Genomic DNA, 25,526 nt, shown 5'->3' with positions numbered 1-25,526 from the left:
GCGGAAGTAGCCCGGATCTTCCGTTTAATTATTTGAAGTATGGCTTAGACTGTGCGGCGCTACTGACCGCATACTTATAAGATTGGGAGGGTAAAGTCTATGAACCTTAGCATTCACTTGACAGGGTTAACCGAGAAACAGTTAGCAGCTGTTTCAGAAGTAGCGGGAATATTGAGTATTCGAATGGAACGCTCAGGGATACCAGTGATTTGTAAGAAGCAAGGGAAGGGCATTCAAATATCTTACGATGAGGCTCAGGTCACCATTGCGTATGAACAGGAGCATCAATTGTTCCGGGCACTCAGCCGATTTCTTGAGAACGTACGCCGTGGAGAACGAGTTGAAATTAATGAACGGCCGGTTTATGAACAGTTAGGCTTCATGGTAGACTGTTCGCGAAATGCGGTTCTTAACTATGAAGGATATAAGGAATTGATCCGGCGTTTAGCGCTTATGGGATATTCAACGGTTCAGTTGTATACAGAAGACACCTACGAACTGGAGGGATACCCTTATTTCGGCTATTTGCGAGGCCGATATACAGGAGATCAAATTCGGGAGCTGGATCAGTATGCCGCGTTATTTGGCATAGAACTGGTTCCTTGTATTCAGACCCTGGCCCATCTCGGCCAAGCGTTGAAATGGCAGGCACATGCACCGCTTGTGGATTTCCAGGATATTCTCCTTATTGATGATCCCAGAACTTATGAGTTAATTGATCGAATGTTTGCTTTTATGTCGGCTCATGTAAGCAGTCGCCGCATAAATATCGGGATGGACGAAGCTCATATGATGGGACTTGGTAAATACCTGGATAAGCATGGGTATCAGGATCGAACCTCATTAATGTTAAAACACTTTAGCACTGTTATAGAGATCGCCAGAAAATATGGTTTCCAGACGATGATGTGGAGCGACATGTTTTTCCGTCTGGCCAGTTCCGGAGAATATTACGATGCTGAAAGTCCAATTAGCCCTGATATTGTAAAGCTGATTCCTGAAGATGTTACCTTGATCTACTGGGATTATTATTCGGAAACGCAGGAGAAATACGACGGGATGTTAAGCAAACATAAGCAGTTGAATGATCATATTGGATTTGCAGGTGGTGCTTGGAAATGGATGGGCTTCGCTCCAAACAATGAATTCAGTCGCCATGTCAGTCTGCTGGCTCATGATAGCTGTGTTAAGTATGGAATTCAAGAAGTGTTGATTACCGCATGGGGAGATAATGGCGCTGAAGCTTCCGTTTTCTCGGTTCTTCCTACCCTTCAACTTTGGGCGGAGCTCTGCTACACGAGATGTTTCGTGGAGAACCATGTCAAAGAAAGATTCAGTAGCTGCGTGCAAGGCAATTATGATGACTTTATGGCACTCGATGCGGCCAACTTGGTTCCGGGTAATTCGGCACCGGGGGGATGTTCTATCAATCCGGCTAAATACTTGCTTTATCAAGATATTTTATGTGGTTTGTTCGATCGACATGTTATTCCTAGCGCGTATTCGAAGCATTATCAGCAAAGTGCAGAAAAGCTCGAACAGGCGATCACTCGCAATTCGCCTTGGCAATCCTTATTCTCTGTACAAGCCAGCTTGTGTCGCTTGCTCGAAATAAAGAGCGAAATCGGGATTTCTATACGCTAAGCTTATCATCGTGGAGATTTAGAGGAATTGGCTCACTTTGCCAAGGTGACTTTGCCACAATTATCTGATTTGGCCAGACAATTCATGGACGACTATCGAGTGCAATGGTAGCAGGAAAATAAGGTGTTTGGTCTTGATGTCTTTGATCTTCGTATGGGAGGATTGCTTCAGAGAATCAGAACGGCGATTCATCGAATCAATCGCTATGTCGAAGGGAACGTGGAACAGATTGCTGAATTAGAAGAGGAGCTTCTGACGTTCGACGGCCTTGTTGACGAGGGCAACCCCAGGGCGATAAGTGCGAATTTATGGCACACGATTGCAACACCATCCGTGATCGCTGGGGTTTAAGAAGGGGGTGAGGTTATGATTGATACTAATCTGGACAATCAAAAGGACACAAAGCAGCCTAACCTTCTGCTTATCACCGTAGATCAGATGCGTTTTGATTGCCTGAGCATTATGGGACATCCCGTCGTTGAGACACCCAACCTGGACGCTCTGGCATCAAGGGGGATCTTATTTGAGCACGCGTATTCGGCTACCCCCAGTTGTATTCCCGCCAGGGCTGCTATCATGACAGGAATGGGGCAAAGATCACATGGCCGGGTTGGTTATCAGGATAAGGTTGAATGGAATTACGCCCATACGATTGCCGGAGAGCTTGCTCAAGCTGGTTATCATACGCAGTGTGTTGGCAAGATGCATGTGTATCCTGCACGTAATCTATGTGGATTCCATAATGTGGTGCTTCATGATGGATATCTTCACTACAATCGGGATAAGAACCAAACGTTCCATGGTGAACACTATGATCAAGTGGACGATTATTTGCAGTGGCTGCGAAGACAAACTGATACCAATTCGGATATCACTGACTTAGGCCTCGATTGCAACGCCTCAACGGTTGCCCGCCCCTGGCACTTGCCGGAAGCGATGCATCCAACGAATTGGTGCGTAACCGAGTCGCTAGACTTTTTGCGAAGAAGAGATCCTGGGAAACCATTTTTCCTATGGTCTTCCTTCGTTCGCCCGCATTCCCCCTTGGATCCGCCACAATGTTATCTAGATATGTACAAGGACTTGGAATTTCCTGATCCTCCAATCGGAGACTGGGTGGACGAGAGTGCGGCCTTAAACGCAGCTAAGGATCCAACTTCTTCGTTCACTAATTTGCCAAAGCGCAGATTGGATCGTGCCCGTGCCGCGTATTACGCGCTAATTACGCATCTTGACGACCAAATTGGGAGGTTGATCAATGGGCTGCAGGAGTATGGAGTTTTAAATGAAACTTTGATTCTATTTACTTCTGATCATGGTGAAATGATGGGGGATCACCATTACTTCCGCAAATCTCTTCCTTATGAAGGAAGTGCTAAGATTCCTTTCATAGTGTTTGATCCGGGAGAAACGCTTGGACTTCTTGCCGGCTCCCGGCTTGATTCCATTGTAGAGCTTCGCGATATTATGCCCACATTTCTTGAAGCTGCTGGCGTCCAAATACCATTTACAGTAGAAGGGCAAAGTGTGTTGCCGCTGTGCAGGGGAGATCAGACATTGTGGCGATCTTATATTCATGGGGAACAAGCCTATGGAGAAAAGTCCCACCACTTCTTAACGGATGGAAGAGAGAAATTTATTTGGTATTCTCAGACAGGGGAAGAGCAGTATTTTGATTTAGCGGCAGACCCCTCAGAGAAGATTAATGCGATAGGCTGTATTGATAAATTCGAGCGCATAAAAGAATGGAGAGAGCGTCTTATTCACGAGCTGGAGGGACGAGAGGAAGGGTTTGTAAACAACGGCGAATGGATTGCCGGACGCCCAATTTCTCATATTCTAAAGGCATCCCAATTGGGGGGGATAATCATAACTTAGGGCAACCTGAACTTTCAGGTTGCCCTAAGTCTGTTAAGGATAGAAAGAAAGGTTAGTGAATTTACCAGCTACTCCGGCGTTCAGGCAAAGGGTCCTGATCTTGAATCATTCGATGGACGAGCAATTCAACCATCGAATGGCGAATATCACTATAATCGGGATCTTCAAAACGATTGGAGTTCTCATGAGGATCCTCTTTCAAATCATACAATTCACCGTAGGTCTCACCTGCGAAGATCACCAGCTTATAGCGTGTTGTACGCAAACACTTAGCGTTAATGCCGCGATCATGAGCAATATAAGCGGTTAGGGCAGAATTGCGCACATGGGACTCTCTTCCAGCCAGCACCTCCATCTGTGACACACCTTGAATTCCGTAGGGAGTTTTGAGACCTGCGGCTGCAAGCAGTGTGGGGACAATATCAACATGTTCCATCAAAGCAGGGACCCGTTGCCCGGAAGCAATCCCAGGACCGCGTACGATCATCGGGATTCGTGTTAACCCTTCATAAAACCACGGCCCTTTGTAAATCAGCCCATGGTCACCGAGCAATTCTCCGTGGTCGCTGGTGAAGAGGATGACTACATCATCGTACATATCTTTTTGACGCCAAGCTTTTATAATACGTCCGATCTGCTCGTCAATGAAGGTAATCATCGCATAATAATTTCGGGTGAGCCGTTTCATATGCGCTTCATCAAGAGAATGCTCCTCACCGCCACCAGGCCAATATCCTCCCTGACTCTGACGCAGCAGATGTGGAGGACGAAGATGCACGTCGTCTGCTTCGCTGGCTGGAGATGGAATGTCAGTGTCAGCGTACATATCCGCGTAAGCTTTTGGAGGGTCAAAGGGGTGATGTGGATCGACGAAACTGGTCCATAAAAATAGCGGTTGTTCGGTTTTGTGAGAGAGGATCACATCGATGCTCCGTTCAGCAATCCAGTATGACTGGTGTAGCTCTGGAGGGATTTCGCTCTCCCACACATCGTTTTGAGCATTAGAAGCTCTGTAACGGTCCTTGCTGAAACGTTCTGCCGCTTCAGGGTTGCGCTCTCTAAGCCACTCCATATATTCCCCGATACAATTATCTTCCGTAATATGATGTTCATCAAATCCGTAGTACGTTCCATCGGAAGCTCTTCCGCGGTCACGATAAGCAGGCTCTTCATATTCTTGTGAAAAGTCCCCCTTCATCTGAGGGCGGAAATGCATCTTTCCTATACCGATGGTTTTATAATCCGCTTTCTTTAAATGATCGCATAAGGTAAGTTCGTCTTCTCTGAGTGTGGTACCGATGTTCCAGGCACCGTGAACATGCGGATACCTGCCTGTAAAAATGGAAGAACGTGAAGGCGTGCAAACAGGACTAGCGCAGTAAGCACCAGTGAAGAGTGTGCCTTCCGAAGCAAGCTTGTCAAGCTCAGGTGTCAGTACGGAAGCGTTTTCGATACCTAGTGCGTCCGCACGCATTTGATCTGTGGTAATTAACCAAATATGAGTTCTTTTTGACATCCGTAACAACCCCCTATGAATATAGTGTATAGCATCACAAAAGCCTCTAGCAACCAATGAATTCTCCATATATTTCATTAGAATCGTCCATATGGGTTGATATTTTTATTACCTATAATTAAATAGTCTATCTCAATGTTGGAGGAGAAATTATATGCGAAAGTTATCCATATCAGGGGATCATTTTACATTAGAGGAACAACCCATCCGGTTGCTTTCTGGTGCGCTTCATTATTTCCGGATCGTTCCGGAATATTGGCAGGATCGTTTGCTGAAGCTGAAGGCTTGTGGATTGAATACTGTTGAAACCTATATTCCTTGGAATTTACACGAACCAGAGGAGGGGAGCTTCAATTTTGCTGGATTTGCTGACATCGAGGCTTTCGTTAGACTTGCTGGAGAGCTTGGTTTGCACGTGATTTTGCGGCCAAGTCCTTATATTTGTGCGGAATGGGAATTCGGTGGATTGCCAGCTTGGTTACTTGCGGACAATAACATACAGCTGCGTTGTAATGATAACGTCTATTTATCTAAGTTGGATGCCTATTTCGATGAGTTGCTTCCACGTCTGCGGCCTTTGTTAAGCACTAACGGTGGGCCTGTGCTTGCTCTTCAGGTAGAGAACGAATATGGAAGCTTTGGTAGTGATAAGACTTACCTGAATGATCTAAAAGCAGGAATGATCGCCCGCGGCATGGACGTTCTGCTGTTTACTTCAGATGGAGCTGAAGATCATATGCTCCAAGGGGGCATGATTGACGGAGTGTTCGCCACGGTGAATTTCGGTTCACGGGCAAAGGAAGCCTTTGCTAAACTACGTGAATATCAGCCTACGGGACCGTTGATGTGTATGGAATTCTGGAATGGATGGTTTGACCACTGGATGAAACCGCATAATACACGCCCCGAATCTGAAGTAGCGGAGACTTTGGATGAAATGCTGGCTTTAGGAGCCTCTGTTAACTTCTATATGTTCCATGGGGGGACGAATTTTGGATTTATGAATGGGGCAAATCTTTTTGACAAATATGAGCCCATCGTAACCAGCTACGATTATGATACGCTGCTGGACGAATCCGGTAAGCCAACTGCAAAATTCTATGCAGCTCGGACAATAATTGAGAAATACGTAACGTTGCCGCCCCTGGAATTACCGCCGTTAATAAAGTCACAAGCTTATGGTAAAGTGTTGATGACAGAAGCAGCACCACTGTTCACTCAGTTAGACGTTTTGTCTCACCCAGTACATAGAGCATGTCCCGAGCCAATGGAGAAACTGAATCAGAATTATGGGTTCATTTTGTATTCGACGAAGATCAGTGGACCCCGCAGCAGTACGGAGCTCGTCCTTCAAGAAGTACGTGATCGTGCGCTTGTATTCGCGAATGGGGCCTTTGTCGGTACAGTTGAACGCTGGGATCCGCGAGGAATTCCATTAGAGGTTCCAACGGAGGGACTGCAGATCGACATCCTTGTGGAGAATATGGGGCGTGTAAATTATGGCCCGCTGCTTCGTGATCCAAAAGGCATAACCTGTGGCGTTAGACTCGGCTATCAATTCCTGCATGATTGGACGATTCGTTCTTTGCCTTTAACCCATCTTAAGGGATTATCATTCACACCGATAGATTGCGAGCAACGTCAGCAGCCCACTTTTTACCGGGGGAGCTTTCAAGTCAGTAAGCCTGAGGATACTTTTTTGCAGCTGGATGGATGGAGTAAAGGTCAGGTTTTTATAAACGGCTTTAATTTAGGGCGCTACTGGGAGAAGGGTCCAACTAAAACACTGTACTTACCAGCGCCGCTTCTGCGTCAAGGTGATAACGAGCTAATCTTATTCGAACTACATGGCGTAATGGAGCCAGTGGTTACTTTTGTGGATACACCGGAGCTCACATGATATTTAACGGGTGAGGAAGTATCATGATTCTATAGTATGGGTCTGATGATTTTTAATATATAATCAAAACAGCCCAACAATTTATAGGAACTGAAAATGCACGATTAGGGTGGGTTAGAGGAGGATTTTAAGTGAGCTATGATTTGATGGCATTCGAGACGTCTAAAGCACCGCAAGAGAGAGCAGCGTTTATGGAGTGGTATGAACAGCAAGTGCAGTGGTCGGAAGACCATGCCTATAATGATCCATCAGTTTTATCGGAGGCGTTGCAACGCTTTTATAGTGAGTTGTCTGAGCAATTTCCTAATATGAATGTAGAGGACGAGATTTTTGAAGCGATGAAGGAAGCCGGAACGGATAACCGGTTGACTGACTACTCGCTTGGCTCATCCGTCATCTATGCGGCTTTCGCTTATTCTGTAGCTGAGGAAGCTTATACGGCGATGCGGGAGTTGGCTATAAAACACAAAGTAGGATTTTTTGATGTAAGCAGCAACGAAGGCGATATTATTTTTCCTCGAAGCAAAACGATTTAGAGTGTAGACAGCTGGTTGCTCTCCTAGTTGTTAATGAAGTAGTGGCAACCAGCATGTTTTCTATCTTCTTTACTCTACAACAGACGGAATAATACAATCCTTAATCAGAGGCCACCGGTCACGAGGCTGAAGTGTGAATTCTGAGGCGATGGCTACGACAAGTTTTTTTCTGGAATGCAGCAAATGACATTACCACCATCACCTAACGCTGAGTAGGTGTAAACCCCGTCTTCTTCGCGTAGCCACCAGAAGTAACCGTAATGATTAGGGTTCATCGCTGTTGATTTCTCAATCCATGTCTCCGAAATGATCTGATTATTCTCCCATTGTCCATGGTTCAAATATAATAAACCAAAACGCGCCATATCGCGTGGAGACAACATAAGTCCCCATCCTCCTGTGGTGATACGATTGGGGTCTTCCACCCACCCCTTCACCTTAACCCCAAACAAATCATCGAACCCAAATGAGCTCATCTCATAATCCGGGATTTCATTCATTCCGATAGGTTTAAATAAACGTTCGTTGGCGAACTCACGGGCACTTTGTCTAGTGCTGCGCGTGATGATGGCAGAAAGCAGATGTGCTCCAGCGGTAGAATATTTGAAATCCCCAATTGTTCCTTGTTGGCCTAGCATATCCAGCGTATATTTTACCCAGTCAGGCTGCATACACATTTGCTCCAGCGGTTCGTGCCAATCTGCAAAAGCATAAGGTGCGGTCATCGTCAGGAGATGGCGTAAGGTGATTTCTTGTTTTTGCGGATCTTGAGCAGCGTTTGGAACATAGTCCGGGAAAAACTCCAGTACCTTTTGATCTGCATTGTTAATAAAGCCAGCCTCTATGGCAATGCCTATGAGCGCGGATATGATACTTTTTGTTACAGAGGCCACATGATGTGTGTCATTCGGGCTAGCGTCATTATAATATTTTTCATAAGCAATAGTTCCATTTCTTACCACAACAATCCCGTTGATATTGCTATACTCGGATTTGATCCTTGATTCTAGCTCTGAAAGCATATTAGCATCCATTCCTAAGTTTGCGGGGGCTGAGATTTGCCAATCTGAAGTTGGATAATTGTTTTTGAGCATGAAAGGTACTCCTTTATGAATTTTTTTTCTTTACTGGAAAATAGACCTCGGTAACCAGATCCTCAGGCACAGCAACCTGTGTCGGGTCCGTTAAGTAGATTTCATAAGGTGAGTTCACCCATTCATAACCTTCATTTTCTATCCATTCTCTCAGCTGAGCATAGACCGAGGTCAATTCTGAATAGGCGCCTTTAAGAACAGATCTCGCACAAAGAGCATCAGGCAAATCTCTTGTACCTTTTACACCCTCTTTTATGGGGAGAGCAAACTCTGTATCATTTCCGGCTGGATTATATTCATGGCTGTGATATATCGTTATTGGCGTACCGAGCAAAGTGAGTTTTTCCGTGGCGATTTTTTCATATAGCCTGCTAAAATAATGTTCATAACCTAGCGCATAGTCATTACTACTCAACATCTGACGCATAAAAAGAATATTCATAGGCTGAGTTTCAACAAGCTCTACTTTTATCTCATTCAGGTAGGACATCATGGGAATACCTTTCTCCAAATTTAAAACATCACTATTGATTTGTTGTAAGGTGTATTCATAAGCGCTTATTTTCTCCTGTATTTCTTTTTTCTTGAGATTAAGGGCTGAGTAGAGCTTCTCTTCTGAATGATTCTGTTCCCATTGTAAAATGTCTTTGATTTCTTCCAGCGAGAAACAATAACCTTTCAGACGATTGATAAAAAGCATTTTTTTAAGTTGTTTAATGGAGTAATACCTATAACCGTTCTCAGGGTTAATCTCATCGGGATGAATTAATCCGATCTCATCATAATATCGAAGCGTCTTCGTAGAAACTTCGCATATCTTCGAGAATTCTCCAATCGACAGCAAAAAGTCATCTCCTTTTTTCGTTTTAATTAAGCTTCCAAGCCAAAACATCGATGTTTGGTTCTAGCTCTACTTAACACCTTACCCTAAGGTCAAAGTCAACAGCAAAATAGTGAACCGATTCTAAGGTTACGACAATATATAGGTGAATGGCCATTCAGAAAGGAGTAGCCTACTTGGAAATTGAAGAGTTGAGTGACCTAATAAAATTACATGGCAAAGCAATTTACGCATTTTGTTTTACGCTTGCGGGGAATAGGGTGGATACTGACGATCTCTATCAGGAGACTTTTTTAAAAGCTATGGAAATGCGGCATAAAATGGACCTGAACCAAAATCCGAAAGCGTTCCTTATCTCGATTGCTATCTCATTACGCAAAAACAAACGCAGAAAATGGGCATGGCGGCAAAGAATTGCACCTACAGCAGATTATAATGAAGCGGTCGATCTGGCGTGTACTTCCGATGGAGAGGTTATGCCAGAGGATGCATTGCTATCCCAGGAGCTTCGGCACATGATTCATGCTGCCGCAGACCGGCTGAATGAGAAACTGAAAATACCGCTCTATCTGTACTATACCGCAGAAATGACCGTTGATGAGATTGCTTCAGCGCTAAGGATTCCACCGGGCACAGTTAAAAGCAGACTTTTCCAAGCCCGCAAGGCGATGAAAAAGATTTTGGAGGTTGAATCCCAATGAATGACTCCGAAAAGTTGGATCAACTGCTAAAGCAAGCGCTAGCTTCTACAGCAGAGCCGACAGAGGAATTAAACGAAAGAATCATCCAACAGTTTAAGGAGACTAAACCAATGAAACCAGCCTATAAAAAAAGAGTTTCGATTGGACTAATGGTTGCTATATTCACGCTTGTAATGTCTTTAACGGCTTATGCAGCTACACAGCTATTTAGCCCCAAGCAGGTTGCTGAGCATCTGGGCCAGCAACTGCTGGCAAAAGCATTCGAAAGCAGGGATGCTGTTGAAATCAACCAATCGGTTATATCTGGTGATTATAACGTGACGTTGAATGGAATAGTCTCGGGGGAAGGTCTTTCAGAACTGAGTAAGTCTGATCAGAATATTAACCCAAACAGATCCTATGCCGTTGTATCCATCGCCAGAATAGACGGTGGCCCCATGCCTGCTACAAGTGAACCGGAGTATGGCCAGGATCCATTCTTTGTGTCACCGCTTATAAAGGGACTAAAACCATGGCAGGTTAATATCACAACAATGAATGGTGGCTATAGCGAGGCTGTTATAGATGGAATTATGTACCGGCTGATTGAATGTGATGGAGTGGAGATGTTCGCTGACCGAGGGGTATATCTAGCTGTCAGTAATGGTAGTTCTTTTTTCAGCAAAGATGCGTTTGCTTATAATGAAAGTACAGGGGAAATTAGCGCTAATAACGATTACAAGGGAACCGCTATTCTATTTGAACTTCCGCTGGATCCAACCAAAGCTGACCCTGTCAAAGCTGAGAGCTATTTACAGGAGCTGTTGAAAGAACCCTCTGCCGACAGCAAAGTTGATTCAGCGGTTTCAACAGATGCAGCTGCCTCTATTGATGATGATGAGAAGGAACTAATTAAAAAAATAGAGGATATGAAGAAAAAAATCTCCACCGGCACGATTATCCCTGAATCTGTAAAGGAAGTGCGTGTTGATGAACAAGGGGCTTTCAATTATGAATACGATAACTGGAGTGTTAAGCTTTTTGTCCAAAATATGTTTGAGGAAGGGCAAATCGGTTACTCGGATTCCGTAAGCTTCAGTGCGGACGATAAAGAAACTAGGGTACTTCAATTTTCCAGAGATGAAAAGGGTGTAATCACGGGCAGGATTATTATTTTGAATTAGAGTATCATTCAGATAACTTTTCACAAGACTTATCTATATTCGTTTTATTTATCGTCCATGACCTTCAGATCAATTCTTTGATCGGTCAGTAAAGAATTTAACGAAGAATTTAAAGCAGGAGAGATTGTTGAATATCAAATCATAATAGAACAAAACGAAGTATCTATTCAAAAGATTAAGGCCAATAAGTAGCAGACTCAATGATTGCAATGAAAAAAGCAGGTGGACTAGCCACCTGCTTTACCGATCACCACACTTTAATATAATTTTTGCCCTTATTCAAAAGTGTTAGAGGTCCTAAAGTGCTTTTATTCTCTTTCTTGTTATCCAGAAAATCTGTATCCAGGATTATATTGCTGCCATCCGGATTCTCAAACTCGGCATCCACGATGCGCACCCGCGGCAAAGTTTCAGTTGAATGTGCTTCACCTAAGAAGTTAACGAAGCTTTCAGGCAGAGCAATGGAAAGGAATCCCTCATCTCCTTGATCTACAATAAAGAAGTCTGGATCAAAGCTTTCCTCAACCAGCTTTACATTCTCTTTTTCGAAAGGCTCTGCACTGTTTAAGTAAGCGTTGTTATTAATGAACATAGGCTGTTCAACGAGTTCAAACTCCTCAAGATCACCGTGTAACTTATGGACATTCTCGATATACTCCGCCAAAGAGGTGGTGTAGTTATTGAAATGTGATGTGCCCACGCCTGTCCATCCGTCTTTTCCAACAATGATATTGTTATAGAACCGATCGTCCCCACCATAAATAAGTGAGAAACCGGCAATTTTTGTACTATGCGGAAGATGATATTGCGTGGACCGGTTTAGTACCTTTCGATGAACCATCCTGCCGCCGATCAGATTGTTGATATAGGCTCCACCTTGGGCTACATTCTCTAAAGCATGTTTAGCTGTCAAGATATTATGGTCAACAATGTAAGGGCCATGGCTTACTTCTATAAACAAATCCCGATGATTTTGATAGAACAGATTTTTGCTGATTCTTGTCCCTTGGGTCTGCCAATCCAGCCATAAACCTAAAGTACAATCGTGAATCCGGTTATGGTGGATGTGAGTATCGATCGGTGCGTGAAGCTTGATCCCGGCAATTTCGTGGCCCCAGAATTCCCGTTTTGTCGCAATGTTGTAAATATGGTTATGATGAATTTCGCTGAAAATACAACCTAAGTGGCCGACGATGGCATTTTGGCCGCAATCATAAATGGTATTATGGCGGATAAGATGTGAACCGATCGATTCTTTGCTCCAGCCCTGACGCTCAGCAGTAAAGACGGATTCAAGCTGATATTGATATCCGGGTTTGTCTTTTCGAAGGGTGCGGTAATTATGGCCTGTGGAAGCTTCTTTGCCGATACTGATAGCGCTGCATTTGGCATCGTGAATGATATTATTTTCAATAATCCAGCCTTTGCTCCAGTTAGTGCCCAGCAGTCCGGGCTGGTCTGCCGTTGGAGGTGCCCAAGGTGTTGCCGCATGCGCCATTTCAAAACCTTTTACAGTAATATAATCAATTCCGGTTTCTTCAGGGTAGAAACAAGATCTGCGTACATTGATTTCTACCAGTTCTTTGTTCGGGTTGGCACCTTGGAAATTAGCGTAAATCGTGGTGTGGTCAGGGCTTACTTCGGCAAACCAAACGTAGGTCGTCTGTTTTGGATTTTGGACCGGAACCATCTCTTGTGTCCAGAGATCCTTGAACTCCAGCTTTTCGACAGGAGCTGCCAGTTGATCATACTGACTGACCTCATAAAAAGACATGCCATTTAGATATACATCCCCTAGGTGTCTTGTCTCCTCTATAGTGACGAGCCAATCGCCAGACACTTCCTCAACAAACGGATTAAAGCTGCCAAAAAACGTGTTCGGCAAGATCACTTTCCATATTTGGTTCTCAACCAGCTGCCAATCTTGTATATGCTCAGAGCCTTTTATGACAACCTGTTCGTCTTCAGCGGCTTGATAAATAATTCTTCTTTGTTCGCTTAATCCTTTGTATCTCGGTTTTACCCACTCGCGATATATCCCTTCATGAACGATAACCTTATCCCCAGCCACAGCTACTGAAGCCGCTTTATTGATGGTTAAAAAGGGATCCACCTGAGTGCCTTGACCTTGATCTGAACCGGTTTTTGATATGTGATATTCCATTGTCCTATAACCTCCGCTTGGTTGACTTTATCCAATATTATAGGAAATAACGTTGTTAGTTCTATACTTTATATAGTACACTTTAAGACAAAATTAGTGTTTTCGTGAAGGAGAATCTACTTGTGGCCCTTTTTTGAAAAACATGGTGTCAGCGAAAAAGATTACTTTAAACTCATTCCATTGAAAAACTATCATTTTCCACTTCATTTTCATCGGGCATTTGAGATTATTTATGTCAAAGACGGGCAGTTATCTATCACCATTGATGGGAAAAGCTATCAGGTACAGAAAAATGATCTGGTTTTTATTTTTCCTAATCAGATGCATGAATTTGAGACGATTGATTTTTCGGAGATTATGGTAATCCTCTTCTCCACAGAATTGATAGGTGATTTTCACATGAATTATAAAAGCTTTATACCAAATGATAATGTTCTCCATGCTGTGAATGAACCTGATTGTACAAAGCTGGATTCAATTTATAGCCAGAAAAGTTTCCTGTATGGTGTATGCGCGCAGTTGATCTGTCAGACATCATTTGCTCCGGTCAAACAGTCCCCGCAAACAAAGGTGCTCTATAAAATCCTGCTTTTTGTAGAACAAAATTATTCTGCCGATTGCACATTAAAAGCTGTAGCAAAACATCTGCAATATGATTACCCGTATTTATCAAAGCTATTTGTCCAGCTGATGAAAATGCCCTTCACAGATTACTTGAATCACTATCGGATCTCACAAGCATGTTATATATTAAAAAACTCGAATCTGACTATTGGTGAAGTTGCCAACCTTTGCGGCTATAGTAACTTACGGTCATTTCATCGGAATTTCCAGAAAATCACCCATCAATCGCCGAAAGGGTATCGGGTTTCCAATCCTCCTGATAAGGAAATGAACTAGAAGACTTAAAGGGGGGAGGGAAGAGGATAAAAAAGAACTCCAAAACCACGAGTATAGTGGTCTTGGAGTTCTTTTTTTTATTTTTGCATCATAATTCTGTAAATCAGCATGGCGGCTTCGGCACGTGTGGAATGGGCAGTTGGTGTAAGCTGCTGCTGAGAGTCTCCTTTAATGAGACCTGCTGATACCAGCGCCGCAATATCATTTGCCGCATAATTAGAAATTTGATTATAGTCAGTGTAGCTGTCTAATGCAGAGGGGGAGGAAGCGGTCGTATTCGATTCCCATACCTCAGCAGCCTTCAATGCCCTAGCTGCCATAACAAACATTTCTTGTCTGGAGATGGAGTCATGAGGGTGGTAAAGGCCGTCGGTTTGGCCCGTAACGACCCCTAATTTCTGAGCTGTCATAAGTCCCTCATAAAAATAATCGTTAGGTGACACATCAGCAAAGCTATTTCCTTCTGCTGCAGATAGACCTAAAGCTCTAACCAATAAAAGTGCGAAATCTGCACGTGTAACAGTCTGGTCGGGCCTAAACTCTGTTTCTGTTACACCATTAATGACACCTTTTGATGTTAGTACTTCTACAATAAACTTCGCCCAATGAGAATCAGATATGTCCCTGAACGTTTTGTGATTGTAGACGGCGGCGTATTGTCCAGATGAATTTGTTGTTGAGAAAATAGCTTGCTTCTTATCTGAATCATAATTCCCGCCTACTACCGGTTGGATGACTCCGTGCTCATTGACGTTCCACACTACAATAAAGGCGTTGTTCAATGGAACTACAGCAGCTGGATAAGGAAGCCCAATTTGTATGGCCGAATTTAAACTCTCTAATTGAACTGTTGTACCATCTAAAAGTAACTCGTAATCAATAAGCAAACCTTCACCCAATCGCTTCTTTAAACTTCCTGTTGTTTCGACAGGTTTGAGGAGCAAGGTAACCATCTTCACATTGTCCAGTGTCTTCGCCGGGAATAGATTATCCGGAAGTACAAAGGTAGCTAGTGATGTATTGATCTCCAGCTGCAGTGTGGAAATTCCAACAAGAAATACTGCGGCAGGGAGAGTGACTTCAAATGAGCTAACATTTGACGATTGTTCCTCTGCGAGCTGAATTCTTAGGATTTTGTGGCCTGCGGAATTAGGTTTGGCTAAAGCAATAATCTTTTGTAAGGAAGATTCAGTCAATATTGCGCTAGCTTTTTCTCCATTCATAGTAGTAGGTATCTCAATCCTTACGCTACCGTCCAAATGGAGTATAGTAGTGGCCGAATCTCCAACCGATGTTCCGGAACTGCCTGCACTCACGGCAGCCGTCGGACTTGGAGAAGCGGTCGGACTCGGAGAAACAGTCGGACTCGGTGAGGCCGTCGGACTTGGAGAAGCCGTTGGGCTCGGAGAAACAGTCGGACTCGGAGAAGCCGTCGGACTTGGAGAAGCCGTCGGACTCGGAGAAGCCGTCGGACTTGGAGAAGCCGTCGGACTCGGAGAAGCCGTCGGACTTGGAGAAGCCGTTGGACTCGGAGAAGCCGTCGGACTTGGTTCCGGCCCATCCAAAGGAATGAACTTCAAGAAATCGCCCCAGATTATATTCCCGTCAGCATCCCGAGAGTAATTGACTACAGGATTTAAGCTGACAAAGTTAGAATCACTCAGTTCTAAACCTGATTTATTCGCCGATCGCGTACCGTCAAACATGAAATTATTGTCCGCAGCTAAAGAAGCTGGATATTGGTCTTTTGCAATGTTGGCAGTTCGGTAAGATAAGAAACCGTCAATCGTAAAGTCTGCAGTAATGTGATCATAAGTGGTGAAGCTTATATTACCACGCGTATTGTTAAATCCGATGTTGTTGATGGCGATCACACCTGGATTACTATTACTTGTAAAACCATAAGCGCCATTACCAAAAGCGATGGAATCGCGGATGGTATGTGTGACATGAATGCCTTCGCCACCAAGCTTGAAGCCATTTTTATCACCGGCACCTACGGTTCCGTCTGTTAAGAACCCATTGTTGAAGGCGGCGCTGTGCTCAATCAACACTGAACCTATTGCACCTGAGCCTGCTTTCGTATATAAGTCCCAGCCATCGTCGATATTGTTATGCGCCAGACAACCTCTGAAAATATTACCAACACCCGCAGTCAATTTTGCCGCGAAGCCATCGGCATTATTGTCAGATGGATCACGGTTGTCGAAGGAGGTACTGTTGAGAATTAAGTTGTAGGAAGGCCATTCACTGATTTCTATCGCGGTACCATCTGTTCGGCTGATTTGTAGACCAGTGTCACCATTCGCATAGAAACGGCTATTTTCAACGATGTTATAATTGCCTCCCACTGTAAAGCCCTTGGTATTCCCAGCTGAGCGAGTGAAATCAAGTCCCTTCACATGCCAATAGTTTCCGCTCAAGAGAACGCCTTCTGTTTTTTTGTCAAAATCAAAGATAGGTCTTGCTCCTGGTGCTGCTTCTATATACTTTTTGGCGGAGGCTTTGCCATCATTGTACTTTTTAATCTCAAGTGGTGATTTCCGCACATAACGACCCTCAAGCACAATAATATGCTGACCTGGTTTAACGAAATCAATCGCAGTATCGATATCAAGTGGGAGATTGATTGTTCCATCTCCGGAGCTTGATCCGGTGGGGGATACGTAGATATCATCATCTTCGTTATAACTTTTTAGGGTGACGGTAAAGTTGCTGATGATCTTCTCATAAGAGGTCAAATACTGAGTATCATCTGGTAAAAAAGTAATGCTGAAGTTCGTATCTCCTTGATCAAGAAGTCTCGTGGGAATAGAAAGACGTTTACCAGCTATTGCCTCGATATCCTGAGCGATGATCGTAGAACCTTGCTTCAACGTCACCGTTCCGTTGACATTAGAGCGCACAATCATTTGGTAAGCTGGATCTGAGGTTTTACTTAGTGAAAGTATATTTAAGCTAGGTGTGACGGGAGTCGCAGGTGGTTCTATTTTAGGAGAATCTGTAGCTGCTGAAGTGACTGTTAATTGAATATTGCTTACATTAATTGTGGCTAAACGAGCAGCATAGAATCCGACATACATTTTTGAATCCTGTACGCTTAGAATGTCTGGTGTGAAATGAATAGCTTGTTGGCCATTATTGAGCTGTCCTGTAAAACCACTATTCGTCTTTGCTAAGGTTAAATGGTAAGGTGCTGCTGGAACAGTATTGGCAGGTGCCGGACGTTCTTTTTGAAGCATGATGGTTTGAATCCCTTTACTGCCAGTCCCATCCGTTTTTTCAACTCCCGTACGGACAAAAAGCTGTGTGCCCAGATCGCTTTTCGTCCCGCCGCTATAACCACCGATGGCAGCTATATTGGATGCAAAGACGCTAGAATTTCCTTGTGTGCCGATGACGTCACGTGCCATAATGCCAAAAGATTCTTGCCCGTCATATGGATTTTTTGCAAAAGCCAACACTTGGATATCCGCAGACAGCACGAAATTATCTTCCGCAGCATCTAGCTCGGTGTAATAGAAGGTAATGCCGTCATGATCTTCGGTGACTTTACCGCCGCCTTCCAAAGCGATCAGTTGGGCGGATCCATCCTCGTTGACAATCGTCTGATTGTTAGCAGCTGAAGTGGACTGACCGAATTGAATGCTTTTCCAAACGGGATCCATCTTTTCTTTTACTGTAACGGAATACGTAATGGGCATAATAGAAGAATCGGTAGGGAGTATGCCAATTTCATACACTCCAGCTGCCTGATTGTTGAACTTGGAAGTGTCGAGCGTATAGCTGTTTAGCTTCTCTCTATCTGAATTATCATACACTTTGGATACGAAGAGATCTTTGCTGTCAAAGTTTTCGTTAATAAAAAAGGTAGTTTTAGGATAGCTGGTGACTTCGATGCCTACTAGTTTTTTAACGTTGACCTTAACTTGAAAAGAGGTTGTTAAGCCTTTATGCGTAATTGTGATTTTTTTATCCCCAGATGTCGTGGTGTCGAGAGGAGAGACTTTGTATTCATTGTTCAACAGCCGAATCTGTGTACCATCACTGTAATGAGCATAAACCACAAGTCCTTCTAGTTTGAGGGAGTCCCCGATATAGTAGAGTGTTTGTTTAGGTTCATTTCGAATTTCTAAAGCGGATAACGTCGCTGCTTTTACTTCCACGTTAAAGGTCGTTGTGATTGCCGGCGCCTCTGTTGAAGTAACGGATACCGCTGTGGAGCCTGATTGCGTAAATAGATACGGTAATAAATCGCTGACCGGTTGTCCGTTAATGGAGAGGGAATAAAGATCACTGGTCAGTTCTTTGGTCAGGAAGCCGTCGTTATAATTGGCAACAAGAACAAGACCTTCTGGATCGAAGGTATCCCCTGGGTAATATACGGTTTTAGCTGGATAATACTTCACTGATAATGAGGTCATAGATAATGGAACGATTTGCAAAGGAATGCTCACGAAAGCACCGTTGTAGTTAATGGTTATGATATTTTCTCCAACCTTGCTGCTATCAAAGCCTGTAACAATATAATCCGTAGAAGATAAAACTGCCTCGCTCTCATCAGAAAAAATAGCCTTAACGACTAATCCAGTCAAATCAAGGGGTTCACCAACCAGATAAGTGGTTTTCGTCATTGCGCTCGTATCAGCGGTTAAGCTGGTTACGATTTTGGATTCAAGCTGGATGTCTATGTCACTGAAAGTAACAGTTGCATCTCTAGCTACATAAATTCCGGCAAAAAGAGTATCTGTGAACGTATCGTCCAGTGTTATGATTTCGGTCTGATCACCCACACTTAATCGATAAGTATCTCCTGATTTTTTAATACTTAGCGAATATACAGCTCCTGCGGACGGAGCCTGGATATCGCTAAAAGGATTTAACTTCACTTGGGTGTCTTTTTTATAAAAACCTTTCATTACCTGATCCAAAGCACCCACCGCCGCATAGTTAGAAGTGGTTGTGCTTGTATCTCCGTTCGTCCCAATACTGTCGCGGAGCATAAGACCGAAGGATTTCTGGTTAGGTGTGCTGACAGTGCTATTGCTATTAAAAGCAATCACTGAAGCGGTCGCTTTCAGTTCAAAGTTCGCTTCCACAGGAATCTCTTTCGAATAAAAAGATAATCCCTCATCGCTGCTGGAGATTTTGCCGCCGTAAGTCGTCATCGTTACAGAGGTTGGACTTTCAATAATAGGTTCGGGGTTCTTTGCTGGACTAGTATTGCCTCCGAAGGCGCTGAAGCCCCAAGGTCCTAGCTCGATTTGACCTTCTTGACTGAATTGAATATTTCGGAACGTAACCGTAGTATTTCTAGCGGTATAAAGGCCCGCAAATTGAATGGAGCCGTCAAAGCTTTCGATCGTTTTGGTTTCATTGCCGATGCGGACAATATACAGATTTCCGGTCTTTTTGATGCTTAATTCGTAATTCTCTCCTTGGGCAGGGCGATTAGTGTTATCAAACACGTACCCAAGTTTCTGTAGGCTTGTATTTTGCAATTTGTGAAACGCTTTCATTTCTTGATCCAAAGCACCCACGGCGACATAATCACCAGAGTAGGCTCCGAATTGGTTATGCCACACATTGCCGCGCAGCATTATTCCGAAGGAAACTTGGTTATTGGCTGTCCAAGCATCCACGTGAGCCGTTGCCTTTAACTCAAAATTAACACTTGGATCAACTTCTTTAAAGTAATAAGCGATACCTTCCGTGCTGCCCGATACTTTACCTCTATCGTTCGAGCTTCGCAGTGTTGCTGATCCATCCGTGTTCTCCGTAATGCCAAAGTTGGCCGCAGTAATCTTGTCTTGCCCCCCAACATCACCAAATACGCTGCCTTGCCATTCACTTTGAATGTTAATCATTCCTTCATAAGAATCAGGTGCTTCCTCTGCAAACATCGATAACGGAAAAGAGGAACACAAAAGCAGGAAGGTTACGAGCATGGCTAACAAACGTTGTTGTTTTCTCAATGATTAAAACCTCTCCTTATATGATCGATTTTGACCAAAGCTAAGCTTGATCATCCGAAATTATACGTTATCACTAAAGCGTACAGCTATAATCAATACGCCATATAACGCTGTTTATGCAGCAGGAGAGGGAGAATCTGAGTTAATGACACCCGGTTTATGCCTTTGCTTCTGCTATTTACGTGGAGTTTTCGGAGTCTGTTGCTGGTGGTTAGTACGCTGCGTGGTGGTTACGGGCGCCGAAACTGCCGGTAAGTATGCTCGCAGTAGAAGTCCGCGACCGTTTGAGTCAAAATTACATACTCGGTTGTCGTTAGTGAACCTAAGCTGCCGATAAGTACGTTCGCAGTGGAAGTCCGCGACAGTTTGAGTAAAAATTACATACTCGGTTGTCGTTAGTGAACCTAAGCTGCCGGTAAGAACGCTTGCAGTGGAAGTCCGCGACCGTTTGAGCCAAAATTACGCCCGCGGTTGTCGTTACGGACCGTAGTGCAGCTATTTCAGCTAATTCGCTCATTTTCCCTGAGTTTCGGACTGCATAGCTCTTAATGAGCAGAAAAAGTGGAACTGAGGAGTGTTTTTGAGTAAATAGCTGCGTATGAGTCCGATAAGGTGGCGAAAACGAGGAAATTCAGCAAATAAGGACTATATAGTCCGAACGTAGGGAGTGCATTGGTGATAGTCGTAGATGTTCTGTAAAATGCGTAGATTCTGGGGAGATTAAAGCCAACATATGGGTTTGAGCTGTTGTTAAGTACTTTCCGCATGGTGGTTACGGACCGTAACGCAGCTATTTCAGCTAATTCGCTCATTTTCCCTGAGTTTCGGACTGCATAGCTCTTAATGAGCAGAAAAAGTGGATCAGAGCAGTGTTTTTGAGTAAATAGCTGCAACTGAGTCCGATAAGGTGGCGAAAACGAGGAAATTCAGCAAATAAGGGCTGTACGGTCCGAACGTAGGGAGTGCATTGGTGATAGACCTAGGTATTCTATAAGATACGTAGATTCTGGGGAAATCATAGCCAATACACGGGCTTGGGCAGTCATTACTTCCGCGGTTGTCGTTACGGACCGTAACGCAGCTATTTCAGCTAATTCGCTCATTTTCCCTGAGTTTCGGACTGCATAGCTCTTAATGAGCTGAAAAAGTGGATCAGAGCAGTGTTTTTGAGTAAATAGCTGCAACTGAGTCCGATAAGGTGGCGAAAACGAGGAAATTCAGCAAATAAGGGCTGTACGGTCCGAAAGTAGGGAGTGCATTGGTGATAGTCGTAGGTATTCTATAAAATGCGTAGTTTCTGGGGAAATCATAGCCAATACGCGGGCTTGTGCTGTTGTTAAGTACTTTCCGTGTGGTGGTTACGGACCGTAACGCAGCTATTTCAGCTAATTCGCTCATTTTCCCTGAGTTTCGCACTGCATAGCTCTTAATGAGCTGAAAAAGTGGATCAGAGCAGTGTTTTTGAGAAAATAGCTGCGTCTGAGTCCGATAGCGTGGTGAAATCGAAGATAATTGGAAAATAAGAGCTATACAGTCCGAACGTAGGGAGTTCAGCTGGCGAGAGTGCATAATGGATGGCAAACAGATTAAAACTGGCTTACAAAGTGAACCAAATCATCTAAATATGGCTCAACAACAATATGTCGTGGAAAAAAGACAGCGGTCAAATATGTTCTTAATGGTGATGAGGCATTCTTTTTTGAGAGCATGGAGTGATCAGCATCAGGAATATAGAAGACGGAGAGTAGGTTTTCAGGAATTTTTTCACGGTAAACACGTTCGGTTTCCTCAACATCTACATTTATATCTTGCCCGCCAAGAACTAAATGGACAGGCGTAGTGAAGTTTTTTAAATCCCCGCTCGCATCTGACTGATAATTTTTAGCGAAAAAACCCCATTTTTCTTTGGAAATTAAATCGTCCGATTGTGCAATTCGCAAGTACTTTTCATACGACGCCTGTTCTTTAAGTAGCAGTAGGATTTGCGCGTTATAATCTTCTCTCTTTTTTATCTCCTGTTCTGAAAAACCTTCTAAAATCATCTCTTGTCTGGTATTGTATTGTCCTTGAGAAATCCATTGAATGGCGGGGGATACAAGAATACTGAAGGCGAGATCAGGCACTTTTTTAACAATCTTAGGAATCACCCAGCCCGCCTGACTTGCTCCCCACAAACCAATAGCTTGAGCATCAATCATAGGTAAGGCTTTAGCCCAGTTAATCGCATAAATAGTTTCTTGCGCTCTATCCTCCATGCTTTGTTCTAGCCAGTTCCCTGAGGAACCCCCAATACCCGGTTTGTTAAGAGATAAGGAAGCATATCCGGCAGAGGCGAGCTTTTCCCACAAAGGTTTATATCCATCATCGTAAGTATCATTAACTGGGCCATCCCCATGAACAAAAACTACCAGTCCGACGGTTCCAGAGTAACTTTCGGGCAGAACTAAGGTTCCTGTTAGTTGACCTTGAGGTGTATCTATTTCAATTTTTTGCTCAGTCATTGAAAAAGAATGTTGCTGTAGTACGAACAGGACCGCTGCAATCAACAACGAAATGGTAATCATCCAGACAGTTAGCTTAATTTTCTTTTTCATTCATTGCTCCCCCAGATTGTAGCGATGTTTTTCTTATCATGTAATGCCAAACAGGCTCTTTAAAAAGTAAATGTCTTACCGCGCTATAGTCAGATTTATGGATCTCAAAGTTCAACTGCTGGTACATATTAATGGCTCGTTTATTATTGTTAGCAACATGTAGCGTTAATCTTTCAACCTCAGAATGACTGTTGACAAAATCCGCCGCCCAAACCAGCAACTCTTTGCCAATTCCCTTATTACGGTGACTGGACCGAACAGCCAAATGAGCCACATAACACTCTTTTGCTCTAGGTTGATAATCCAAAAAATATAACCCAAGGATTAACTTACAAACATTTAAGTATCCAAATTTCTTGAATAGCTGCAAAAAGGGAGCCCGATTCAGTGGTTTAATTGATCCTTTTTTAAGGGAGAGCGTATCCTGCCATTTTAAGTAGATAGTGCCAACCACTTCTCCGTTTTCATAAGCGATTATTTGTTTAGATGATAAGGAAGAAGAATCTTGTTCCCAAAGTCTTATAAGTAGATCAGCAATTTCATTGTCCTCGAGAGAGAGAAGAGAGTGGAATTTCCCGTGAAATGCATCTACCAAAAGCCTGCTTACAGCCTCACGATCTTGTTCCTGGTAATGGGCGATGATAACCTCGTTTGTACTCATTTAGTGGTATCATCTAAGGCATGCTCGATTTGAATTTGAAGCTCATAATGAAGCTTGTCGTTGTTAAACATGGATAGGTACGATTTCTCCAAAATGATGATTGGTCCCAATACCATGTAGTGATGCCCATTTAAAAAGTGTTCCAGCTTGGCAATCTCATGATCTACATCCTGATCGTCTGTTACAAAAAATGCTTTATAGAGATAACACCCTTTTTCTAAAACAATGTCAGGGGCGGGAGTGGTTTCAATGGTTTCAAAGCATAAGGTTACTTGTTCAGAATCGTATACATAATGCAAATCTGTTTCAAATAAATGATGGTAATGCGGTCTTTTTTCATATAAACTTCGTGCAGTTAGTGTTTCGTTATCCTCTAGCACCAACCACTTTTTCAGATAACGATTGTCCACATGTTTAATTTGATAATCCCCCTTCATGTTGCCATAATCTGCATGCTCTTTTAGTACCTTTTGTATAAATTGTTGCAGCATTATTAATTGGTTTATTTCTGAGTTGATTTTGTTTAACGATTTCTCTAACAGCAGTTGGTAGTCATTCGTTGCGGATTTATTCATACTTTGGTTAATGGTGCTGACAGGGATGTTTAATTTGCGGAGCAACAGGATATGTGCCAATTGATAGATCTCATCGATGCCGTACATCCGGTACTGATTATTGTCTATATAGGATGGAAACAGGATTTCTTTTTCTTCAAAATATCGAATCTGGTGGATAGATACATTCATAAGTTTTGATAGTTCGCCAATTGTAAGGTACGGATTCAAGGGCGGTGCTCCTAACTGTAAGTTATTTGATAAAATAACTATAAACCTTAGGTCAGACCTAAGGTCAAGTGTTGATTAAAATACGGACTAAGCAGAGCACTTTTTTTCTAAATAATGATTAGTAATAGTAATGGGTGGTATTGAAAAAGACTTAGATTTTGGAAGGACAATGCGGGGGTGCAACGGATTAGATTCAGGATCATTTTTTTGTATGAGCCTTGCTGGTATGACCCTAGAGTTGCCATTACGGACCGTAATGCAGCTATTTTAGCTAATTCGCTCATTTTCCGTGAGTTTCGGACTGCATAGCTCTTAATGAGCTGAAGAATTGGGTCAGAGCAGGGTTTTTGAGTAAATAGCTGCAACTGAGTCCGATAGCGTGGCGAAAACGAAGATAATTGGGAAATAAGAGCTATACGGTCCGAACGTAACTTTGTTAATCAAACCATACTAATCAAAACAAACTAATCAAGTCATCACATTCTAAGCTGATGGGTTCGATTGCGTACTTTTCCACCGACGATCTCTAGTAGCTGCTGTTCAACTAACTCATGTAAAACACGTCGGGCATGGCGATTAGTGACTCTAAGATGGTGGGTGAGCTCTACAGGTGTGAACGGACGCAGAAGACGTCTTGCGAAACGAAGTGTTTCAGCTTCTAACCAAGTTAATGAAGAGGGCGCGTCTGAAGCCATGAATTTGCCGATGAATGCGAGTACTAGTTGTTGACATAGCTGAGGCTCGTCCGTGATTGAAGGATAGGCGATGGATAGGAAGGTCCAACCGTCTAGCGATAATAAGGAATGGCGTCTACATAAATCTTTGAATCGTCGTACATCAAGATCTCTAGCATGCGGACCGTAGCCTTGAATCTCAATTCCACCCTTTGCTCCACCTGGCATATAGGCCAGATCAAGATAACGATAACCATTGTTGAAATCGCGCACTTCCCATTCGGGGAACAAGTAGTTGAAGTTTCCTACAGCAGGAAACCATACGGCACGCAGAAATTCGACTGTTCCATAGCCCAACCCTTTTGCAAGAAGCTCCTGTCTGCGGGGATTGTTCTCCTTATCCAAGTTGATCTGTAACCATTCCTCTAGTTGCTGTTCGAATCTGGACATTTTGTATATCCTCCTTAAGTAATTTTTTGAAAAAAGAAAAAGCCGCTCCC

At 43.4% G+C, this 25,526-nt stretch carries 14 protein-coding genes and 2 pseudogenes; 7 read left to right on the top strand and 9 right to left on the bottom strand.

Going from position 1 to position 25,526, the window contains the following annotated elements; translation table 11 throughout:
• Nucleotides 1-99: 99 nt before the first annotated feature.
• Both MHI25_RS18205 and MHI25_RS18200 read left to right on the top strand, forming a co-directional pair.
• Nucleotides 100-1,995, top strand: a pseudogene (locus MHI25_RS18205) (family 20 glycosylhydrolase).
• A gap of 15 nt (nucleotides 1,996-2,010) precedes the next feature.
• On the top strand, nucleotides 2,011-3,522 hold the full coding sequence (locus MHI25_RS18200; protein ID WP_340393858.1) for an arylsulfatase: 1,512 nt from the start codon (nucleotides 2,011-2,013) through the stop codon (nucleotides 3,520-3,522).
• Between the two features lie 61 nt (nucleotides 3,523-3,583).
• On the opposite strand, the gene MHI25_RS18195 is transcribed toward MHI25_RS18200, so the two are convergent.
• On the bottom strand, nucleotides 3,584-5,038 hold the full coding sequence (locus MHI25_RS18195; protein WP_340393857.1) for a sulfatase-like hydrolase/transferase: 1,455 nt from the start codon (nucleotides 5,036-5,038) through the stop codon (nucleotides 3,584-3,586).
• 154 nt (nucleotides 5,039-5,192) lie between these two features.
• Here MHI25_RS18195 and MHI25_RS18190 point away from each other — a divergent pair, with 154 nt between their 5' ends.
• Both MHI25_RS18190 and MHI25_RS18185 read left to right on the top strand, forming a co-directional pair.
• The gene (locus tag MHI25_RS18190; RefSeq protein ID WP_076303310.1) at nucleotides 5,193-6,938 is read left to right on the top strand and encodes a beta-galactosidase family protein; all 1,746 of its coding nucleotides are present in this window, start codon (nucleotides 5,193-5,195) and stop codon (nucleotides 6,936-6,938) included.
• A gap of 131 nt (nucleotides 6,939-7,069) precedes the next feature.
• Nucleotides 7,070-7,474 (top strand): hypothetical protein, encoded by a 405-nt coding sequence (locus tag MHI25_RS18185; RefSeq protein WP_340393856.1) that lies wholly within the window; start codon nucleotides 7,070-7,072, stop codon nucleotides 7,472-7,474.
• 69 nt (nucleotides 7,475-7,543) lie between these two features.
• Here the strand turns inward: MHI25_RS18185 and MHI25_RS18180 are convergent.
• Nucleotides 7,544-8,568: pseudogene (locus MHI25_RS18180) on the bottom strand (serine hydrolase).
• Between the two features lie 13 nt (nucleotides 8,569-8,581).
• A complete protein-coding gene (locus tag MHI25_RS18175; protein WP_339168269.1) occupies nucleotides 8,582-9,412 on the bottom strand; it encodes a MerR family transcriptional regulator in 831 nt (276 codons plus the stop codon).
• 173 nt (nucleotides 9,413-9,585) lie between these two features.
• On the opposite strand from MHI25_RS18175, the gene MHI25_RS18170 reads away from it, so the two are divergent.
• Together MHI25_RS18170 and MHI25_RS18165 are read left to right on the top strand one after the other, a co-directional pair.
• Nucleotides 9,586-10,110, top strand: coding sequence for a sigma-70 family RNA polymerase sigma factor (locus MHI25_RS18170; RefSeq protein ID WP_081386240.1), 525 nt, complete (start codon nucleotides 9,586-9,588; stop codon nucleotides 10,108-10,110).
• Nucleotides 10,107-11,273: a hypothetical protein gene (locus MHI25_RS18165; RefSeq protein WP_340393855.1), complete on the top strand. Its 1,167-nt coding sequence runs from the start codon at nucleotides 10,107-10,109 to the stop codon at nucleotides 11,271-11,273. Before MHI25_RS18170 ends, MHI25_RS18165 begins: the two co-directional genes overlap by 4 nt.
• A 247-nt stretch (nucleotides 11,274-11,520) precedes the next feature.
• On the opposite strand, the gene MHI25_RS18160 is transcribed toward MHI25_RS18165, so the two are convergent.
• Nucleotides 11,521-13,437: a right-handed parallel beta-helix repeat-containing protein gene (locus MHI25_RS18160; protein WP_340393854.1), complete on the bottom strand. Its 1,917-nt coding sequence runs from the start codon at nucleotides 13,435-13,437 to the stop codon at nucleotides 11,521-11,523.
• A 120-nt stretch (nucleotides 13,438-13,557) separates the two neighbouring features.
• On the opposite strand from MHI25_RS18160, the gene MHI25_RS18155 reads away from it, so the two are divergent.
• On the top strand, nucleotides 13,558-14,337 hold the full coding sequence (locus MHI25_RS18155) for a helix-turn-helix domain-containing protein (protein WP_076281666.1): 780 nt from the start codon (nucleotides 13,558-13,560) through the stop codon (nucleotides 14,335-14,337).
• A gap of 77 nt (nucleotides 14,338-14,414) precedes the next feature.
• Here MHI25_RS18155 and MHI25_RS18150 read toward each other — a convergent pair whose 3' ends face one another.
• From MHI25_RS18150 to MHI25_RS18130, 5 genes are all read right to left on the bottom strand, one after another.
• Nucleotides 14,415-20,312 carry a bacterial Ig-like domain-containing protein gene (locus MHI25_RS18150; protein WP_340393852.1) on the bottom strand — a complete coding sequence of 1,966 codons (5,898 nt, stop codon included), beginning with the start codon at nucleotides 20,310-20,312 and terminating at the stop codon, nucleotides 14,415-14,417.
• A gap of 1,586 nt (nucleotides 20,313-21,898) precedes the next feature.
• Complete coding sequence (locus MHI25_RS18145) at nucleotides 21,899-22,906, bottom strand: alpha/beta hydrolase (RefSeq protein WP_076195245.1); 1,008 nt, start codon at nucleotides 22,904-22,906, stop codon at nucleotides 21,899-21,901.
• The gene (locus tag MHI25_RS18140) at nucleotides 22,890-23,567 is read right to left on the bottom strand and encodes an N-acetyltransferase (protein WP_076309318.1); all 678 of its coding nucleotides are present in this window, start codon (nucleotides 23,565-23,567) and stop codon (nucleotides 22,890-22,892) included. The genes MHI25_RS18145 and MHI25_RS18140 overlap by 17 nt, the downstream gene beginning before the upstream one ends.
• Nucleotides 23,564-24,352: a MerR family transcriptional regulator gene (locus MHI25_RS18135; RefSeq protein ID WP_340393850.1), complete on the bottom strand. Its 789-nt coding sequence runs from the start codon at nucleotides 24,350-24,352 to the stop codon at nucleotides 23,564-23,566. The genes MHI25_RS18140 and MHI25_RS18135 overlap by 4 nt, the downstream gene beginning before the upstream one ends.
• A gap of 476 nt (nucleotides 24,353-24,828) precedes the next feature.
• Nucleotides 24,829-25,476 (bottom strand): transcriptional regulator, encoded by a 648-nt coding sequence (locus MHI25_RS18130; RefSeq protein ID WP_339168256.1) that lies wholly within the window; start codon nucleotides 25,474-25,476, stop codon nucleotides 24,829-24,831.
• Nucleotides 25,477-25,526 lie beyond the last annotated feature (50 nt).

The sequence above is a fragment of the Paenibacillus sp. FSL E2-0177 genome (genome assembly GCF_037992975.1).
Taxonomy (GTDB): Bacteria; Bacillota; Bacilli; order Paenibacillales; family Paenibacillaceae; genus Paenibacillus_AQ; species Paenibacillus_AQ odorifer.
Note: the sequence above shows the minus strand (reverse complement) of the source record. Positions and strands in the feature narration are given on the sequence as shown.

Bases quoted from the DNA above. Each gene is read 5' to 3' on its own strand.
- MHI25_RS18200 (WP_340393858.1), top strand. From the start codon at position 2,011: ATGATTGATACTAATCTGGACAATCAAAAGGACACAAAGCAGCCTAAC.
- MHI25_RS18195 (WP_340393857.1), bottom strand. From the start codon at position 5,038: ATGTCAAAAAGAACTCATATTTGGTTAATTACCACAGATCAAATGCGT.
- MHI25_RS18190 (WP_076303310.1), top strand. From the start codon at position 5,193: ATGCGAAAGTTATCCATATCAGGGGATCATTTTACATTAGAGGAACAA.
- MHI25_RS18165 (WP_340393855.1), top strand. From the start codon at position 10,107: ATGAATGACTCCGAAAAGTTGGATCAACTGCTAAAGCAAGCGCTAGCT.
- MHI25_RS18160 (WP_340393854.1), bottom strand. From the start codon at position 13,437: ATGGAATATCACATATCAAAAACCGGTTCAGATCAAGGTCAAGGCACT.
- MHI25_RS18145 (WP_076195245.1), bottom strand. From the start codon at position 22,906: ATGAAAAAGAAAATTAAGCTAACTGTCTGGATGATTACCATTTCGTTG.
- MHI25_RS18140 (WP_076309318.1), bottom strand. From the start codon at position 23,567: ATGAGTACAAACGAGGTTATCATCGCCCATTACCAGGAACAAGATCGT.
- MHI25_RS18130 (WP_339168256.1), bottom strand. From the start codon at position 25,476: ATGTCCAGATTCGAACAGCAACTAGAGGAATGGTTACAGATCAACTTG.